The sequence below is a fragment of the Pseudomonas sp. EA_5y_Pfl2_R50 genome (assembly GCF_963970475.1).
In the GTDB taxonomy this organism is placed as follows: Bacteria; Pseudomonadota; Gammaproteobacteria; order Pseudomonadales; family Pseudomonadaceae; genus Aquipseudomonas.
On sequence record NZ_CAXAPT010000002.1, the window covers coordinates 207,265 to 225,704 of the forward strand.

Below are 18,440 nucleotides of genomic sequence, written 5' to 3' on the forward strand. Positions count from 1 at the left end.
GCGCTGTTTTCATGAAACTAATCGTAAAAGTCTTCCCCGAGATCACCATCAAAAGCCGACCTGTCCGGACGAAATTCATCCGCCAGTTGGCCAAGAACATCCGCACCGTGCTCCGTGACCTGGACCCGGCCGTGGTGGTGAACGGTGTGTGGGACAATCTCGAGCTGGAAACCCGCGTCACCGATCCCAAAGCCTTGAAAGAGATGGGCGAGCGCCTGACCTGCATGCCCGGTATCGCGCACTTTCTGCAGATCGACGAGTACCCGCTGGGCGACTTCGACGACATCACCGAAAAGTGCAAGCAGCACTACGGCGATGCGCTGGCCGGGAAGATTTTCTCGGTGCGCTGCAAGCGTGCCGGCAAGCACACCTTCAGCTCGATGGACGTCGAAAAATACGTCGGCAGCAAGCTGCGCCGTGAGTGCGGTGCGGCCGGGATCGACCTGAAAGCGCCGGAAATCGAAGTGCGCATCGAAGTTCGCGACAAACGGTTGTTTGTCATCCACAGCCAGCACAACGGCATCGGCGGTTACCCGCTCGGCGCCCTGGAGCAGACGCTGGTTTTGATGTCAGGCGGCTTTGACTCGACCGTTGCGGCCTACCAGATCATTCGACGCGGCCTGATGACGCATTTCTGCTTCTTCAATCTGGGCGGTCGTGCTCATGAACTGGGCGTGATGGAAGTCGCGCATTTCATCTGGAAGAAGTACGGCAGCTCGCAACGCGTGCTATTTGTCAGTGTTCCGTTCGAAGAAGTGTTGGGCGAAATTCTCGGCAAAGTCGATAACAGTCATATGGGCGTCGTATTGAAGCGTATGATGTTGCGCGCGGCTTCCAACATCGCCGACCGCCTGCACATCGAAGCGCTGGTCACCGGCGAAGCGATTTCCCAGGTGTCGAGCCAGACCCTGCCGAACCTGTCGGTGATCGACTGCGTGACCGACAAGCTGGTCCTGCGTCCGCTGATCGTGGCGCACAAGCAGGACATCATCGACACGGCGAACGAAATTGGCACCGCCGATTTCGCCCGGCACATGCCGGAGTACTGCGGGGTCATTTCGGTCAACCCGAAGACTGCCGCCAAACGCGGTCGCGTTGAGCATGAAGAGAAAGAATTCGACATGGCGGTGCTCGAGCGTGCGCTCGAAAACGCCAAGCTGGTGCCGATCGATCGGGTGATCGACGAATTGGGCCAGGACGTACAGATTGAAGAAGTCAGCGAAGCACTGGCCGGCCAGATCGTGATCGACATCCGTCACCCGGATGCCGCCGAGGATGAGCCGCTGGAACTCGCTGGCGTAGAAGTACAGACGATGCCGTTCTACGCAGTGAACGCTCGTTTCAAGGAGCTGGACCCGACTCGCCAGTACCTGCTGTATTGCGACAAAGGCGTGATGAGTCGCCTGCATGCTCACCATTTGCTCAGTGAGGGGCATGCCAATGTGCGCGTTTATCGACCGAGCTAAGTGCCCGGGGCTGTTTGCCTGTGGCCTGCGTCACCGGCCCCCCGACACCGCCGTCAAGCTGTAACGGCCATGCCGGACACTACTGCTAATCGCTGCCAAGACTTGTCAGCAAACCGAATCCTCTGATCGAGATACACAAGTGATCGAAAATCTACGCAACATCGCCATCATTGCCCACGTTGACCATGGTAAAACCACCCTGGTAGACAAACTCCTGCGTCAATCCGGCACTCTGGAGCGCAACGAGCTCAACGACGAGCGCGTGATGGACTCCAACGACCAGGAAAAAGAGCGCGGTATTACCATTCTGGCGAAAAACACCGCCATCAACTGGAACGGCTACCACATCAACATCGTGGACACCCCGGGCCACGCCGACTTCGGCGGCGAAGTTGAACGTGTAATGTCGATGGTTGACTCCGTTCTGCTGCTGGTTGACGCTCAAGACGGCCCTATGCCGCAAACCCGTTTCGTGACCAAGAAGGCTTTCGAAGCCGGCCTGCGTCCAATCGTGGTCATCAACAAGGTTGACCGTCCAGGCGCGCGTCCGGACTGGGTTCTGGACCAGATCTTCGACCTGTTCGACAACCTCGGTGCTACCGAAGAACAACTGGACTTCCAGGTTGTTTACGCCTCGGCCCTGAACGGCATTGCCGGTCTGGACCACACCGCCATGGGCGAAGACATGACTGCTCTGTACCAGGCAGTTGTTGACCACGTTCCGCCTCCGGCCGTTGACCGTGACGGTCCGTTCCAGATGCAGATTTCCGCTCTGGACTACAACAGCTTCCTGGGTGTTATCGGTGTTGGCCGTATCGCTCGTGGCCGCGTCAAGCCAAACACTCCGGTTGTCGCCATCGACGCCGAAGGCAAGCGCCGCAACGGTCGTATCCTGAAGCTGATGGGTCACCACGGTCTGCACCGTGTTGACGTTGAAGAAGCAGCGGCCGGCGACATCGTCTGCATCAGCGGCTTCGACGAGCTGTTCATCTCCGACACTCTGTGCGACCCACTGACTGTTGAAGCGATGAAGCCGCTGACCGTTGACGAGCCAACCGTTTCCATGACCTTCCAGGTAAACGACTCGCCATTCTGCGGTAAAGAAGGCAAGTTCGTGACTTCCCGTAACATCAAGGATCGTCTGGACAAAGAGCTGCTGTACAACGTTGCCCTGAAAGTTGAAGAAGGCGACAGCGCTGACAAGTTCAAGGTTTCCGGCCGTGGTGAGCTGCACCTCTCGGTACTGATCGAAACCATGCGTCGCGAAGGCTTCGAGCTGGCCCTGGGCCGTCCTGAAGTAATCATTCGTGAAGTGAACGGCGTGAAACAGGAACCGTTCGAAAACGTGACCATCGACATCCCTGAAGATTCGCAGGGCAAGGTCATGGAAGAGATGGGTCTGCGTAAAGGCGACCTGACCAACATGGTGCCGGATGGCAAGGGCCGTGTTCGTCTGGAATACAACATCCCTGCTCGCGGTCTGATTGGTTTCCGTAACCAGTTCCTGACCCTGACCAACGGTGCTGGCATCCTGACCTCGATCTTCGACCGTTACGACACCGTCAAGTCGGGCCACATGTCCGGCCGTCAGAACGGCGTTCTGGTTTCGGTTGAAACCGGCAAGGCACTGACCTACTCGCTGGAAACCCTGCAGGCTCGTGGCAAGCTGTTCGTAGAACACGGCCAGGAGATCTACAACGGTCAAATCGTTGGTCAGAACAGCCGCGACAACGACCTGGGTGTAAACCCTACCAAAGGCAAGAAGCTCGACAACATGCGTGCTTCGGGTAAAGACGAAACCATCGCTCTGGTCCCACCTGTTCGCTTCACCCTGGAACAGGCTCTGGAATACATCCAGGAAGACGAGCTGTGCGAAGTGACTCCTAAGTCCATCCGTCTTCGCAAGAAGATCCTGGACGAAAGCGAGCGTACCCGCGCTGCCAAGAAAGCCAAGGCGTAATTTAGCCCTGGAATAAAAAACGCCCCCGGTCGCGAGACCGGGGGCGTTTTTGTTTGTCTGGGGTTTACGCGTTGTTTGTGCCGGCCCTTTCGCGAGCAGCCGCCGAAAATTTCAGGGCAGATCAGAACTTCTCGATCGACCGCGAGTTCTGCACGCGCTCGACTTCCTTCGGCTTGTACGCGCAATACCCCGGCCGCGGCCCGATCTTCGGGTGATTGCGGCAGGTATCCGGGCGCTTGTCATAAATGGTGCACAGGCGGCTCTTACGATCCAGGTAGTAGCAATCGTTGTTGCTCATGCGTTGCAGGGTGAAGATCCCCGACTTCTGATTGAAGCGCTCGACCAGGCCTTCCTTTTGCAAACGCTTGGCGATGTTCTTCGGCGGGTCGCCCAGTTCGAACTCGTCGACCACGCCGATGCGCACCAGATCCTTGATCTTCACCTCAACCGGCAGCGTGCAGCAACTGGACATGCAGGAACCGCACATCGGGGCCGAGTATTTCGCCCACGTATCGAGACGGTCGATCTCGGCGGCGGCAATCAGGTTGGGCTTCATCATCGGGAGTTACCAGGCGTGTATGCATCAGGGCGCGCGATCATACCGGGACTGGTGGATTTTTGAACAACCTTTCGCCAGATTTTTTCTCGAGTCAGTCACTTTGCCGGAAAGTTCGGCACGGCCCCTGCATTCATTCGCCCATCCGCCAAGGTAATGCCGGGCCATCGCACCGTCTCAGGAAAAACTGCCGAACCAGCGCCTCGACCGTCGGTCAGACCGTCTAGGCTCAGACAATTCCCGCTCGCTCGAGGTCCTATTGATGACTCAAGAACCACTAGTTCGCGAAGCAGAGGTGGCCGCATTCCGCGACGCCGTCCTGACCAAGCTCACCTATGCGGTGGGCAAAGACCCTGATCACGCTTTCGACCATGACTGGTTCGAAGCCATCGCCCTGGCTGCGCGTGATCACATGGTCGAACACTGGATGGACCACACCCGGCAGATCTACCGCAAAGGCCAGAAGCGGGTGTATTACCTCTCGCTGGAATTCCTCATCGGCCGTTTGCTCTACGACAGCCTGAGCAACCTCGGCCTGCTCGACGTTGCCCGCGAAGCGTTGACCGAACTTGGCGTCGACCTGGAGCGCATCCGTTTGCTCGAGCCCGACGCGGCGCTGGGCAACGGCGGCCTCGGTCGTCTGGCAGCGTGCTTCATGGAAAGCATGTCGACCCTCGGTATCGCCGGGCACGGTTACGGTATTCGCTATGAACACGGCTTGTTCCGCCAGGCCATCGTCGATGGCTGGCAGCAGGAGCAGACCGAGCACTGGCTGGATTTCGGCAACCCCTGGGAGTTCGAACGGCCAGAGGTCGTCTACACCATCGGCTTCGGCGGCAGCGTCGAAACCGTCACCGATGTTTCCGGTAAGTCCAAACAAGTCTGGTCGCCAGCGGAAACCGTCCGCGCGATTGCTTATGACACGCCGGTGGTCGGCTGGCGCGGGGCGAGCGTTAACACCTTGCGTCTTTGGCGTGCCCGCGCGATGGAAGATTTGCACCTGGAGCGCTTCAACGCCGGTGACCACCTGGGCGCCGTCGCCGAAGTGGCGCGAGCGGAAAGCATCTCCCGCGTACTTTACCCGGCGGACAGCACCGAAGCAGGGCAAGAGCTACGCTTGCGCCAGGAATACTTCTTCGTCGCCGCATCGCTGCAGGATCTGCTGCGTCGCCATCGCAACATGCACACCTCGGTGCTGACCCTCGGCGATCACGCGGCGATTCAGCTCAACGACACCCACCCCTCGATTGCCGTGGCCGAACTGATGCGCCAGTTGGTCGACGTCTATGACGTGGCGTGGGATGCGGCATGGCAAGTCACCGTCGACACGCTGTCGTACACCAACCACACGCTGTTGCCGGAAGCGCTGGAAACCTGGCCGGTGGGGTTGATGGAGCGGATGTTGCCACGACACATGCAGATCATTTACCTGATCAACGCCCAGCACATCGATTCGCTGCGGGCCAAGGGCATTCACGATTTCGACGTGCTGCGCGCGGTGTCGCTGATCGAGGAAGACAACGGTCGCCGGGTGCGCATGGGCAACCTCGCGTTCCTCGGTTCGCACAGCGTCAACGGCGTGTCCGGGCTGCACACGCAGTTGATGCGCAAAACCGTCTTTGCCGAACTGCACAAACTCTATCCAGAGCGGATCAACAACAAAACCAACGGCATTACTTTCCGCCGCTGGCTGTTCCAGGCCAACCCGGAACTGACCTCGATGCTGATCGATTCTCTCGGCCCGCAAGTGCTGGATAGCCCCGAGGAGCGTTTGCTCGACCTCGAACCCTTCGCCGAGCAACCCGCCTTCCGCAAAGCCTTCGCCGAGCAGCGGTTGCACAGCAAGAAAGCGCTGGCCTATCTGATTCATGAGCGGCTGGGAATCGCGGTCAACCCGGCGGCGATGTTCGATGTGCAGGTCAAACGCATCCACGAATACAAACGTCAGTTGCTCAACCTGATGCACACCGTGGCGTTGTATCAGGCGATTCGCGCCGAGCCGGAAGTCGACTGGGTACCCCGGGTGAAAATCTTCGCCGGCAAAGCGGCGGCGAGTTATCACCAGGCCAAACTGATCATCAAACTGACCAACGACATTGCTCGGGTGGTGAACAACGATCCGACCGTGCGCGGGCTGCTGAAAGTGGTTTTCCTGCCCAACTACAACGTCAGTCTGGCGGAGAGCATCATTCCGGCGGCGGACTTGTCCGAGCAGATCTCCACCGCCGGTTTCGAGGCCTCGGGCACCAGTAACATGAAGTTCGGCCTCAACGGCGCGCTGACCATCGGAACGCTGGACGGCGCCAACGTCGAAATGGCCGAGCGCATCGGCGTTGAACACATGTTCATCTTCGGCCTCAGCGCGCAGCAGGTTGAAGCGCGCAAACAGAACCACGAGTTCAGCGCGGTGCCGGACATCGCCGCCTCCCATCGTCTGAACGACGTGCTGCAAGCGATCCGTAGCGGGGTGTTTTCGCCCGATGACACTTCACGCTATACCGGGTTGATCGATTCGTTGGTGGATTACGACCGCTTCCTGGTCTGTGCCGATTTCGACTCCTACTGGGAAGCGCAAAAGCGCGTCGAAGCGCACTGGCACGATTCCAACAACTGGTGGCGCTCGGCAGTGCTCAATACGTCGCGAATGGGCTGGTTCTCCTCCGACCGGACGATTCGTGAGTACGCCACGGATATCTGGAAGGCACTGGAGTAACCTTCCGCAACAAATCTGCGCAAGGCCCAACGTTTGTTGGGCCGGATCGATATACTGAGCGCCGGTTACCGGGCTGCATCAGGCACCACACAACCCAGGTGGGAGCGGGCTTGAGGTTTGTGCCTAGACTGATGCAATCGCCGGACTCGCCCCGCCTTGGGGCTGCTTAGGGATATCGACCATGCAATGGATGTTCATGTTGATCGGGCTGGTGCTCGGCTGGCTGCTCGACGAGTCGTTCAGTGATGCGCTGCTGGGCGCGCTGCTGGGGCTGGCGATCGGCCAGACGATTCGTATCGCGCACCTTGGTTCTCAGGCGGCGCAGCAGCAACGGGAACTTGAACGAACGAAGGTCGCGCTGCAGAGCGTCGAGCAGCGCCTGTTTCTGCTGGAAGGCGCGCCAGTTCATGCCGCCTCGCCACTGAGTACAGCAGCGGTCACCGAGCCAGTCGTTGAACCGTCCAGAACCGTCGAAGAAGCCCCGACGCCTGAGCTGATCTGGGAACTGCCGCCTGAACTCGAACCGATTCCCACTGTTGCGAGCGAACCCGGCCAACCGCTGCCCGCGGATGTCTGGCGTCACGACGCCGTCACGCCTGCACCGCAACAACCTGCCGAACCCCGTGGCCCGAATCTGATCGAGCGCGGCATCAGTGCCGCGCGCAACTGGCTGTTCGGGGGCAACACGGTGCTGCGCGTCGGCGTGGTCTTGCTGTTCTTCGGTCTGGCGTTTCTGCTGCGCTACGCCACTGAAGGCATGGTCGTGCCGATTGAGGTGCGTTACGCCGGCGTGGCGACCGCCGCGTTGGGCCTGCTCGCGTTGGGCTGGTGGTTACGGCGACGCAACAGCAGTTACGCGTTGATGCTGCAAGGCACCGGTATTGCGGTGCTGTACCTGACGGTGTTTGCGGCGATGCGTCTGCACCCGTTGCTCGATCCTTCCGCCGCCCTGGGTTTGCTGGTCGCGGTGACCGTGTTCTCGGCGATTCTGGCGATCACCCAGGACTCGCTCGCGCTAGCGGCAGTGGCGGCATTGGGCGGTTTCGCCGCGCCGATCCTGACCTCGACCGGCGCCGGCAACCACGTCGCGCTGTTCAGTTATTTCGCCCTGCTCAACGCCGGCATTCTCGCCATCGCCTGGTTCAAGGCCTGGCGCCTGCTCAACCTGATCGGTTTCGTTGGCACCTTCGGCATCGGCTTCGCCTGGGGTTTGCGCTCCTATGCGCCGGAGCTGTTGTGGAGCACCGAGCCGTTTCTGATTCTGTTCTTCCTGATGTACCTCGCCATTGGCTTGTTGTTTGCCCGGCGCAAGTTGCTCGACATGCCCGGCGCACCGGCGGATGACGACCGCGAAGCGCTGCTGGACTGGTCAGCGCGCAAGGGCGATTACGTCGACGGCACGATGCTGTTCGGCCCGCCGATCATTGGCTTCGGACTGCAGTTCGTGTTGGTTCAACACCTGGAATTCGCCGCTGCTTTCAGCGCGCTGGTGCTGGGCATGATTTACATGGGCCTGGCCAAAGTGCTGATGGGCGGGCGCGCGGTGCTGCTGGGTGAAACCTGTCTGGCGCTGGGGGTGATTTTTGCCAGTCTGGCGATTCCGCTGGGGCTGGATGCGCGCTGGACATCGGCGGCGTGGGCGGTGGAAGGCGCAGGGATTTTCTGGCTTGGCTTGCGCCAGCATCGACCGTTCGCCCGAGCCTTTGCCTTGCTGTTGCAATTGGGCTCGGCACTGGCGTTTCTCAGCCAGTTGCGCGTTGGCGAAAGCAGTTTGCTCGAGGGTGCGCCGTTGGGTGCATTGATGCTCGGCATGGCGTTGTTGTTCAGCTTCCAGCAATTGCGCCAAGCGCCGCCGGTGCAAGCATCGCCATGGGAGCGCCAAGGGTTGCCAGTGCTGGCGAGTCTGGGTCTGACCTTCCTCTATCTGTTGGCGCCGCTGTTTTTCTTCGTGCAGGGCACGGCGATCAGTTGGGCGCTGGCCGGGTTGGCGACGTTGTTTGTCGGCCTGCGGGTTCAATCGCGCACATTCCTGTTCAGTGCGTTTGCCGTGCAGTTGCTCGGCGGTGCGCTATTCCTGCTGCGTCTGCAAAGCGCGGGCGAAGATTCGGCGGCGGTGTTCAGTGCAGGCTGGAGCGGCTTGCTCAGTGCGTCGTTGATCGGGCTGGCGTTGATCGCCGGCATGCTGATGGCGGCTCGCGATGACATGGTGCGCGCAGATGTACGCCTGTTGCGCGGTCTGTCGGTGGTGTTGCTGGCCGGATTGGTGTTGATCAATCTGGCGGTGTTGTTCGTGCTGCCGTGGCAAACGGCGAGCGCAGTGTGGGCGGCCAGCGGTTTGCTGATCATCTGGCTGAGCCTGTATCTCCAGCAGCGCGTGAGTTTTGTCTTCGGTCTGCTGTTGCAGGTGATGGGTGGCGCGGCGTTCTTGCTCGCAGGCCCCGAGATGCTCGGGCCGCTGTCCAGCGAGGGCCTCAGACCGTTGGCCCATGGCGGATTCTGGACACCGTGGGTGCTCGGCCTGGCGGCGATGATCGGGGCGTGGCGCCTGCAACTGGGTAATCACGCCTCGGCTTTCGATGCGTTGAGTGTGCAGCGTCTGTCCGCCGTGTTGTTGGTGTGGGGCGCCGGTTGGTGGGCGTTGGCGTGGAGCAGCGAAGTGCTGCGATTCGCCGCGCCGAACCTGCAGGGCACCTTGCTGCTGTCGGTTGCAGCCGTCAGCGTAGCGTTGTGGAGTGTGCTGTCGCTGCGCCTGAAATGGCCGGCGCTGGGCTTGCTTTGCACTGTGTTGATTCCGGCAGGGGCGTTGGTGCTGCTCGGAGCCTGGCATTCACGTTATCACCCGGCGGCGGATGTCGGCTGGCTGGCGTGGGCGGCGGTGTTCGCCGTGCATTTCTTCAGTCTGCGGCGTTTGGCACCGATGCTCCCTGCATGCGCCTTGAGCGCCGCGCATGTGCTCGGCTGCTGGTTGCTGATCGGCGTGCTGGCGCTGGAATTGCGCTACGGCCTGCTGCTGTTGTCCGAGCAATACAACGCTTGGCGCTGGCTGGGCTGGGCGATTCTGCCGAGCCTGTATCTGCTGCTGGCGGCGGCCCCGCGCAACTGGCCGTGGCCGGTCGCCGCGTTTGCCCGCGAGTACCGCTTGTACGCCGCTGCGCCGCTGGCGGTGTTGATGCTGGCGTGGTTCTGGCTGGCGAACGGTGTCAGCGATGGCAACGCCGAGCCGTTGCCGTATGTGCCGCTGCTCAACCCATTGGAGTTGGGTCTGCTGTTCGCGTTGTTTGGCGTCTATGTGTGGTCGCGCAGCGCAATTTCGCAGTTGTCGATTCGACAGGATTACGCCGCTTACGCCACGCAACTGATCGCCGGAGTTTCGCTGTTCGCCTTTTGTACCGCGCTGGTCACTCGCGCGGCGCATCACTGGGCTGGCATCCCGTTCGAGCTGGATACGCTGCTTGCCTCGATGCTGGTGCAGGCCGGGTTGTCCATTGTCTGGACGCTGATGGCGCTCGGATTGATGATCGGCGGCCATCTGCGCCACCGGCGCGAGGTCTGGCTGATCGGCGCGGCGCTGATTGCGCTGGTGGTGGCCAAACTTGTTTTTGTCGAACTGAGCAACCGTGGCGGCCTCGCCCGGATCGTTTCGTTTATCGGCGTCGGCGTGTTGCTGTTGGTGGTCGGCTATTTCGCGCCACTGCCGCCCAAACGCGTCGAAGCTGAACCGGCGGCGCAAAACCCGGCCCCGGACACCGAAGGAGTTTCATCTTGAGTCGCATGCTGAATCTGGGCTGGTTGGCGTTGGGCGTGGTGATGGTGGCCGGCGCTCAGGAAAAACCGGCGGACTTCGCCACACACGTGCCGTTGGCGGTGAGCGGCAACGGCCCGTGGTATCGCCTCGAGCTGCCACTGAGCGTGCAATTGCAGGCGCGCCAGACCGATCTCCGCGACCTGCGCGTGTTCAACGCCGCCGGCCAACCACAGGCCTACGCCTTGGCGCGCGAATCGGCGCAGACCCGCGACGACGGCCAGTTGCACGAGGTGAAGTGGTTCCCGCTGTACAACGCCGCCGACGCCAGCGAACGCGCGCCGAACGTGCGCGTGCAAGCGACCACCAGCGGCACGCTGGTCGAGGTGCAGCCGTCCAGTCAGCTGGAGGCGGGCGAAGAAGTCCTGCGCGGCTGGCTGCTTGATGCCAGTGCGATCAAGGCGCCGCTGCAGCAACTGATTCTCGACTGGACCAGCGAGCGTGATGGCTTCCAGCGTTTCAGCATCGAGGCCAGCGATGACTTGCAACACTGGCAGCCGTGGGGCGAGGGGCAAGTGGCGCGGCTGACCTTCTCCGATGAACGTATCGAACAGCATGAAGTGACATTGCCGGGGCAGTCTGCACGTTATCTGCGCTTGTTATGGGAATCGCCAAACTCGGCGCCGACCCTGACCTTGGCGCAATTGAAAAGCAGCGACCCGCGCAATCTGCCGCTGCCATTGGTCTGGTCGCCAGCGTTGGCGGGCAGCAGCACCAAGGCTGGCGAATACACCTGGCAATTGCCGATGGGGTTGAATGTCGAGCGGGTGCAGGTCGAGCTGAAACAGCCGAACAGCCTCGCCCCCGTCACGCTGGCGGGGCGACGTGAAAGCAGTTTGCCGTGGCAGATGCTGAGCAGCGGTTTGCTCTATCGCCTGACCCAGAATAATCAGGACGTGCAGCAGAACGAATTGCAGCTCTACGGGCAGACCGTGCAGCAGTTGAAGCTGACGGTGGATGAGCGCGGCGGCGGTCTGGGTGAGCAGGCGCCGAGTCTGAAATATGCGGTGCGGGCGACGCAGGTGATCTTCCTCGCGCGCGGGGAGGGGCCTTACAGTCTGGCGTTGGGTAATCCGACGGTGAAAACGGCGAACTTGCCATTGGCGACGCTTATTCCCGATTTCAAACCGGAGAAGCTGGCGGCATTAGGTAAAGCTGTGGCTCAGGGGGAGGCGGTTGTTACGCAGACTTCTACGGCTACGACGGCGGCGGTGGCTGAGACCAATTGGAAGAAGATTGGCTTGTGGGCGGTGTTGTTGTTGAGTGTGGTGTTTTTGGGGGCGATGGCGTTTAGCTTGTTGCGCAAGCCTCCAACCAGCAACTGAGAATGGCTGTCGCTGTGCGCCATTCGCGAGCAGGCTCGCTCCCACAGTGGATATGTAAACGACGCAGATCCAATTTGGGAGCGAGCTTGCTCGCGAAGGCGGCCTTTCAATCAATACATATCCCAAGCCGATCAACCTTGGTCCGATTTCGGTCTACGCTAAATCCGCTACCTGAACTCTCCACCGACAATCACGTCTCATGCAGGCAATTACACCCCAACGCACGTTACCGGGCGTCTTCGCTCGCTACGTTTTCAGACTCCCTGTAAACTGCGCGGGTTTTTAGCCCCCCATTCCACCGGAGCCGTCCATGTCCCGCGTTACCCTGAGTCGCTATTTGATTGAGCAGACCCGCAGCAATAACACTCCTGCCGATCTGCGCTTCCTGATCGAAGTGGTGGCGCGTGCCTGCAAAGAGATCAGCCACGCCGTGTCCAAAGGCGCCCTGGGTGGTGTTCTGGGCAGCATGGGCACTGAGAACGTCCAAGGCGAAGTGCAGAAGAAACTCGACGTGATCTCCAACGAGATCCTGCTCGAAGCCAACGAATGGGGCGGTCACCTGGCCGGCATGGCGTCCGAAGAAATGGACAATGCCTACCAGATCCCGGGCAAATACCCGAAAGGCGCGTACCTGCTGGTATTCGACCCACTGGACGGTTCGTCGAACATCGACATCAACGCCCCGGTCGGCACCATCTTCTCGGTACTGCGTTGCCCGAATGAATACCTGAGCCAGAACGAGCCGCTGAACGAGAAAGCGTTCCTGCAGCCAGGCACTCAACAGGTTGCCGCCGGTTACGCGATCTACGGCCCGCAGACCATGCTGGTGCTGACCCTCGGTGACGGCGTCAAAGGTTTCACCCTGGACCGCGAAATGGGCAGCTTCGTGCTGACCCACGAAAACATCACCATTCCTGAATCGACCCAGGAATTCGCTATCAACATGTCCAACCAGCGTCACTGGGAAGCCCCGGTACAGCGCTACGTCGGCGAGCTGTTGGCCGGTGAAGAAGGTCCGCTGAAGAAGAACTACAACATGCGTTGGGTCGCGGCGATGGTCGCCGACGTGCACCGCATCCTGACCCGTGGCGGTCTGTTCATGTACCCGCGCGACAGCCGTGAGCCGTCCAAGCCAGGCAAACTGCGTCTGATGTACGAAGCCAACCCGATGTCGTTCCTGGTGGAACAGGCCGGCGGCGCGTCCACCGACGGTCATCAGCGCATTCTCGACATCCAGCCGGAAGGCCTGCACCAGCGCGTAGCGGTGTTCCTTGGCTCGAAAGAAGAAGTCGCACGCGCTACGGCCTACCACAAGGAATAAATCATGACCGCGCCCTGGCAGCCGTTGCTCGATTGGTGGTTCGGACACGCCGAATCCCCGGACGAGGTATCGGCTGACAAGGGCAAGTTGTGGTTCGGCAAGCGAGACAGCCAAGACCTCGAAGCGCGTGAGTGTTTCGGGGTCTTTGTCGATCAGGCCCTGGCTGGCGAATTGACCGGGTGGACGCAACGTCCCGAAGGTTGGCTGGCGGTGGTGCTGTTGCTCGATCAACTGCCGCGCATGATTTTTCGCAATTCTCCCAAAGCCTTCTCCGGTGATCAGCGCGCACAGAAGCTCGTTGCGCAAGGCATTGCGGCGGATTTTGATCGGCAGCTAAAACCGATCCAGCGTGTGTTCATCTATCTGGTGTTAGAACACTGCGAAAACCTTGCGGTGCAGAACGAAGCCGTTTCCCGATTTATCGAACTGGTGGCTGAACAGCCAGAGGCGGAACGGGCGGTGTTTGCCGACAATCTCGACTATGCCGAGCGACATCAGAAAGTGATTGCGCGGTTTGGCCGGTTTCCGCATCGCAATGCGGTGTTGGGGCGGGAGTCTACGGCTGAAGAGTTGGTGTTTCTTTCTGAGCCGGGGTCACGGTTCTAAATCTTCATTACGGCTGATGCCGCTTTCGCGAGCAAGCCCGCTCCCGCATTTTGGAATGCGTTCCCCCTGTGGGAGCGGGCTTGCTCGCGAAGAGGCCAGTGGCAGCGCCTTAGATGCGGAAGCTGCCGACCAATTGCTTGAGACGCGCCGCCTGCTGCTCCAGATCCGAGCAAGCCCGCAACGTCGCCTGCAAGTTCTCCACGCCTTCCTGATTCAGCGTGTTGATCTCGTTGATATCAACGTTGATCGACTCGACCACAGCAGTCTGCTCTTCAGTCGCCGTTGCCACCGACTGGTTCATCCCGTCGATCTCGCCGATTCGCTGGGTCACGCTGCCCAGACGCTCGCCGGCCTGGTTGGCGATGCCGACGCTGCTTTCGCTCTCGCGCTGGCTCTCGGTCATGATGTTGACCGCCTGACGCGCCCCGACTTGCAGTTCTTCGATCATCTTCTGCACTTGCTGCGCTGAGTCCTGAGTACGGTGGGCCAGATTGCGCACTTCATCGGCAACCACGGCGAAACCACGACCGGCTTCGCCCGCTCGCGCCGCTTCGATAGCGGCATTCAGTGCGAGCAGGTTGGTCTGCTGGGAAATGCTGGTGATCACTTCCAGAATCTGGCCGATGTTCACTGTGTTGCTGTTCAGGGTTTCGATGTTGCCGCACGAATCGCTGATCTTCGCCGACAGTTGCTGCATCGCATGAATGGTTTTATCCACCACCTGCTGACCGTCGACCGCGAGGCTGCGCGCGTCGCTGGAATGCTGCGAGGCGAGGGCGGCGTTCTGAGCGATTTCCTGCGCGGCTGCGCCGAGTTGATTGATTGCCGCAGCGACGCTGTTGGTGCGGCTGGCTTGCTGGTCAGAGTTGTACATCGACGAGTTCGACGCCGCGACCACGCGCAGGGCGACTTCATTGACCTGGCCGGTGGCCGAGGACACTTCGCGAATCGAAGTATGGATACGCTCGACAAAGCGGTTGAACGAGGTGCCCAGCGCGCCGAACTCGTCGTTGCCGTGGATCACCAGACGCTTGGTCAGATCGCCTTCACCTTCGGCGATGTCGTGCATCGCGCGGCCCATGGTCAGCAGCGGTTGCATCAATACGCGGATGAGCATGCCGAGCAGAGCGATGATGATCACCACGGCAATGATCATGGCGATCAGCGCCGAGGTGCGGAATTCGCTGAGCATTGCGAACGCGGTGTCTTTATCGAGCACCAGCGCCACGTACCAGTCGGCTGATGGCACGCCGTTGACGCGGGTGAAGGAGATCAGTTGGGTCTTGCCGTCGAACTCGACTTCCTTCAGGCCCGGGCTGACTTTCGGCGCGCCGTTCGGATAAGCCTCGGCGAGGGTCTTGAGCACCAGTTTGCTGTCCGGGTGAATCAGGATCTTGCCGTCGGCACTGACGATGAACGCATGCCCGTGGCCGCCGAAATTCAGCGAGTTGATGATCGCGCTGACGCTGGTCAGGTCGATGTCCGCACCAGCGACGCCGAGCATCTGGCCTTGGCGCTGCACAGGCGTGGCAACGGTGATCACCAGTTTGCCCGAGGAAGCGGCGATGTACGGTTCGGTGACGATGGTCTGTTGCGCGCTGTTGGCGGCTTTGTACCAGCCACGGGCGCGTGGATCGTAGTCGGGCGCGCGGTTGCCGGCCGGCACCGAGAACATCACACCATCAGCACCGCCGAAATAGCTGAGCTGGAAATTGCCGGTGTAGGCGGGTAGGTCGATGATGCGTTTCAGGCTGGCCGGGGCATTGCCGTCGACGGCCACTTGCTGTGACAGCGATTGCAGCAACTGGATACGGCTTTCCAGCCAGGTCTGGATGTTGCTGGTGGTCAGGCTGCCGAGTTCCTGCATCGACGCTTCGGTGCTGGTGTTCAGGGCTTCGCGCTGTCGATAGTCGTTGAACAGGATGAAACAGGCGAACGCAACGGCCACCACGAGGGCGGCAGCCAGCAGGATCTTGTGGCTGAATTTCATGTTTCTGGTCATCGAATGAGCTACCGCGAAGGGGCTGGTCAAGAAAGGGCGGCAATTTGCCACACTTCGGGGGCTTTGCGCTGCTCTTATTTCGACCGCGACGCGCCAAAGATTAGGCGTATTGTGCGAAAGGCGACGAAATGCTCAATAGCCTTACAAAGCGTCTGATTTATCGGCAAAAGCCAGACGGGCGGCCTAATAAATAGCCGTATCGCCAGGGAACCAGATGAGGGTTTTCTCTTCTAAGCTTCTGGTTGGCACCATGCCATCCCCCCCTCGTTCCAGGAGTTTCACCATGTCGCTGCGATCTCTCGCCCTTCTGTCGTTTTGCGTGTTGTTGGCCGCATGCAGCAAGGTCAATCAGGAAAACTACTCGAAGCTCTCGGCCGGTATGGCCAAGACCGAAGTCGAGACCCTGCTCGGCAAACCGACCGATTGCTCGGGCGCGCTCGGCATGTCCAGTTGCACCTGGGGCGATAAGAACAGCTTTATCAGCGTGCAGTACGCCGGTGACAAAGTGCTGATGTTTTCCGGCCAAGGCCTGAAGTAAACCGGGGCTTCGCGCCCACGGAGAAGAAAAATGAAGCGGTTATTGCTGATCCTTTTTGCCGGCCTGGTCTTGGCCGGCTGCGCCAGTTCCGGCGTCGACCCGTTGGCGCCGAAAACCGTCAACAGCGTCAATCTCAAGCGCTATCAGGGCACCTGGTACGAGCTGGCGCGTTTGCCGATGTACTTCCAACGCAATTGCGCGCAATCCGAAGCGCGCTACACCCTCAAGCCTGACGGCAACCTCGGCGTGTTCAACCGCTGCCTGACCGCCGATTGGCAATGGGAAGAGGTCAAGGGCACGGCTTATCCACAGGTGTCGGGCAAGACCGACAAGTTGTGGGTCGAATTCGATACCTGGTTTTCTCGTTTGATTCCAGGTGTGGCCAAAGGCGAGTACTGGGTGTTGTACGTCAGCGACGACTACAAGACCGCCATCGTCGGCGACCCGAGTCGCAAGTACATGTGGTTGCTGTCACGCACGCCGACGGTCAACGGTGTGGTGCGTGAAGAGTTGCTGAGCAAGGCGCGTCAGCAGGGCTATGACACCACGCGCCTGATCTGGCGTGCGTCGGATCGGCAGATGGCCAAAACCTCGAACTAAAGAACACTGCAAAACCAATGGGGGAGCTAGCCTGCTAGCGATAGCGGTGTATCAGTCAAAACGTTGTCGACTGATATGCCCTCATCGCTAGCAGGCTAGCGCCCACAATGGGTTCTGCGTGTTAGCCCAGGAGGTCGCGCAGGACCTGGGTGAACGCGCGCGCACTGTTCTCTTCCCCGGCATGCCGGCCATCACGCACCACCCACTGGCCGTTGACCAGCACATCGCGCACCTGACGATCGCCACCGGCAAACAGCCAGCGATTCAAAATCCCGTCACCGCTCGCCGTCGCCAGATACGGATCGTTGCCATCAAGGACAATCCAGTCCGCACGCTTGCCCACCTCCAGCGCACCAATCGGTTGCCCCAGCGCTTGCGCACCACCGTCCAGCGCCGCGTCATACAGCGTGCGCCCGACTATCGGCTGCTCCGCGCCATACAAACGGTTACGTCGCTGATCGCGCAGACGCTGGCCGTATTCCAGCCAACGCAACTCTTCCACGACACTGAGCGACACATGGCTGTCGGAACCGATACCCATGCGTCCGCCCTGCGCGAGGAAATCCACCGCCGGGAAAATCCCGTCACCCAGGTTCGCTTCGGTCGTCAGGCACAGGCCGGCGATGGCGCGACTCTTGGCCATCAACGTGACTTCTTCAGGATTGGCGTGAGTGGCGTGCACCAGGCACCAGCGCTGATCGACTTCGGTGTTTTCGTAAAGCCATTGCAGCGGACGGCGACCGCTCCAGCTCAGGCAGTCGTCGACTTCCTTCTGCTGTTCGGCAATGTGGATGTGAATCGGGCATTGCTTGTCGCTGGCCGCCAATACTTCGCTGATTTGCTGCGGCGTCACCGCGCGCAAGGAGTGGAAGCACAGGCCCAGTGATTGCGCCTTTTGCTGCGCCAGCATTGGCTGCAAGCGTGACTGCAGATTCAGGTAATTTTCGGTGCTGTTGATAAAGCGACGCTGGCCGTCATTCGGCGTTTGTCCGCCAAAACCGGAGTGGCTATACAGCACCGGCAGCAGGGTCAGGCCGATGCCGCTTTCGCTCGCCGCCTGACTGATGCGCAAGGCCAGCTCAGCCGGATCGGCATAAGGCTGACCATTGCTGTCGTGGTGCACGTAATGAAACTCTGCGACCGATGTGTAACCAGCCTTGAGCATTTCGATGTACAACTGACGGGCGATCACGCCGAGCTGATCGGGACTGATTTTTCCGACGAGCCGATACATCAGATCGCGCCAGGTCCAGAAACTGTCATTCGGATTGCCGGCCACTTCGGCCAGTCCCGCCATCGCTCGCTGGAAGGCGTGGGAGTGCAGATTGGGCATTCCCGGCAGCAACGGGCCGCTCAGCCGTTCGGCGCCATCTGCAGTGGAATCGGCCTGGATTTGGGTCAGCAGGCCCTCGGCGCTGACCTCAAGACGTACATTGTTGGCCCATCCGTTAGGCAGCAGCGCGCGTTCGGCAAAGAAGGCGGACATGGTTCAGCACCCCATCGTGTGTTATTTGTATATACATATACAGACGTTTGCCTGCTCGGTAAACT

General features: G+C 60.4%; 12 protein-coding genes. 9 read left to right on the forward strand and 3 right to left on the reverse strand.

The genetic code is table 11. The annotated features are described in order from the left end of the window. Positions 1–11: 11 nt before the first annotated feature. The gene (gene thiI / locus AACY19_RS04215) at positions 12–1,466 is read left to right on the forward strand and encodes a tRNA uracil 4-sulfurtransferase ThiI (protein WP_095047172.1); all 1,455 of its coding nucleotides are present in this window, start codon (positions 12–14) and stop codon (positions 1,464–1,466) included. A gap of 139 nt (positions 1,467–1,605) precedes the next feature. Then, positions 1,606–3,426 (forward strand): translational GTPase TypA, encoded by a 1,821-nt coding sequence (typA, locus tag AACY19_RS04220; protein ID WP_339448233.1) that lies wholly within the window; start codon positions 1,606–1,608, stop codon positions 3,424–3,426. Positions 3,427–3,547: 121 nt separating this feature from the next. Here typA and AACY19_RS04225 read toward each other — a convergent pair whose 3' ends face one another. Further along, positions 3,548–3,985 (reverse strand): YkgJ family cysteine cluster protein, encoded by a 438-nt coding sequence (locus tag AACY19_RS04225; RefSeq protein ID WP_041477534.1) that lies wholly within the window; start codon positions 3,983–3,985, stop codon positions 3,548–3,550. 259 nt (positions 3,986–4,244) lie between these two features. Here AACY19_RS04225 and AACY19_RS04230 point away from each other — a divergent pair, with 259 nt between their 5' ends. From AACY19_RS04230 to AACY19_RS04250, 5 genes are all read left to right on the forward strand, one after another. Continuing rightward, positions 4,245–6,695: a glycogen/starch/alpha-glucan phosphorylase gene (locus AACY19_RS04230; RefSeq protein ID WP_339448236.1), complete on the forward strand. Its 2,451-nt coding sequence runs from the start codon at positions 4,245–4,247 to the stop codon at positions 6,693–6,695. Positions 6,696–6,876: 181 nt separating this feature from the next. Beyond that, entirely contained in the window at positions 6,877–10,461 is a 3,585-nt protein-coding gene (locus AACY19_RS04235; protein ID WP_339448238.1) for a DUF2339 domain-containing protein, read from the forward strand. Continuing rightward, positions 10,458–11,822 carry a DUF3999 domain-containing protein gene (locus AACY19_RS04240; protein WP_339448240.1) on the forward strand — a complete coding sequence of 455 codons (1,365 nt, stop codon included), beginning with the start codon at positions 10,458–10,460 and terminating at the stop codon, positions 11,820–11,822. The genes AACY19_RS04235 and AACY19_RS04240 overlap by 4 nt, the downstream gene beginning before the upstream one ends. Before the next feature lie 310 nt (positions 11,823–12,132). Then, complete coding sequence (locus tag AACY19_RS04245; RefSeq protein WP_339448242.1) at positions 12,133–13,143, forward strand: class 1 fructose-bisphosphatase; 1,011 nt, start codon at positions 12,133–12,135, stop codon at positions 13,141–13,143. A gap of 3 nt (positions 13,144–13,146) precedes the next feature. Beyond that, a complete protein-coding gene (locus AACY19_RS04250) occupies positions 13,147–13,749 on the forward strand; it encodes a DUF924 family protein (protein ID WP_339448243.1) in 603 nt (200 codons plus the stop codon). A gap of 109 nt (positions 13,750–13,858) precedes the next feature. Here AACY19_RS04250 and AACY19_RS04255 read toward each other — a convergent pair whose 3' ends face one another. Beyond that, the gene (locus AACY19_RS04255) at positions 13,859–15,751 is read right to left on the reverse strand and encodes a methyl-accepting chemotaxis protein (RefSeq protein ID WP_339448245.1); all 1,893 of its coding nucleotides are present in this window, start codon (positions 15,749–15,751) and stop codon (positions 13,859–13,861) included. A 283-nt stretch (positions 15,752–16,034) separates the two neighbouring features. Between AACY19_RS04255 and AACY19_RS04260 the strand changes: the two genes are divergently transcribed. Both AACY19_RS04260 and AACY19_RS04265 read left to right on the forward strand, forming a co-directional pair. Then, entirely contained in the window at positions 16,035–16,289 is a 255-nt protein-coding gene (locus tag AACY19_RS04260; protein ID WP_150604007.1) for an outer membrane protein assembly factor BamE, read from the forward strand. 30 nt (positions 16,290–16,319) lie between these two features. Continuing rightward, entirely contained in the window at positions 16,320–16,889 is a 570-nt protein-coding gene (locus tag AACY19_RS04265) for a lipocalin family protein (RefSeq protein ID WP_339448252.1), read from the forward strand. A gap of 121 nt (positions 16,890–17,010) precedes the next feature. On the opposite strand, the gene AACY19_RS04270 is transcribed toward AACY19_RS04265, so the two are convergent. Then, positions 17,011–18,375 (reverse strand): formimidoylglutamate deiminase, encoded by a 1,365-nt coding sequence (locus tag AACY19_RS04270; protein WP_339448254.1) that lies wholly within the window; start codon positions 18,373–18,375, stop codon positions 17,011–17,013. Positions 18,376–18,440 lie beyond the last annotated feature (65 nt).

What these genes read in the sequence shown, in the direction of transcription:
- thiI (WP_095047172.1), top strand. Translation starts at nt 12, where the DNA reads ATGAAACTAATCGTAAAAGTCTTCCCCGAGATCACCATCAAAAGCCGA.
- AACY19_RS04245 (WP_339448242.1), top strand. Translation starts at nt 12,133, where the DNA reads ATGTCCCGCGTTACCCTGAGTCGCTATTTGATTGAGCAGACCCGCAGC.
- AACY19_RS04255 (WP_339448245.1), bottom strand. Translation starts at nt 15,751, where the DNA reads ATGACCAGAAACATGAAATTCAGCCACAAGATCCTGCTGGCTGCCGCC.
- AACY19_RS04225 (WP_041477534.1), bottom strand. Translation starts at nt 3,985, where the DNA reads ATGATGAAGCCCAACCTGATTGCCGCCGCCGAGATCGACCGTCTCGAT.
- AACY19_RS04265 (WP_339448252.1), top strand. Translation starts at nt 16,320, where the DNA reads ATGAAGCGGTTATTGCTGATCCTTTTTGCCGGCCTGGTCTTGGCCGGC.
- AACY19_RS04235 (WP_339448238.1), top strand. Translation starts at nt 6,877, where the DNA reads ATGCAATGGATGTTCATGTTGATCGGGCTGGTGCTCGGCTGGCTGCTC.
- AACY19_RS04230 (WP_339448236.1), top strand. Translation starts at nt 4,245, where the DNA reads ATGACTCAAGAACCACTAGTTCGCGAAGCAGAGGTGGCCGCATTCCGC.
- AACY19_RS04250 (WP_339448243.1), top strand. Translation starts at nt 13,147, where the DNA reads ATGACCGCGCCCTGGCAGCCGTTGCTCGATTGGTGGTTCGGACACGCC.
- AACY19_RS04270 (WP_339448254.1), bottom strand. Translation starts at nt 18,375, where the DNA reads ATGTCCGCCTTCTTTGCCGAACGCGCGCTGCTGCCTAACGGATGGGCC.
- AACY19_RS04260 (WP_150604007.1), top strand. Translation starts at nt 16,035, where the DNA reads ATGTCGCTGCGATCTCTCGCCCTTCTGTCGTTTTGCGTGTTGTTGGCC.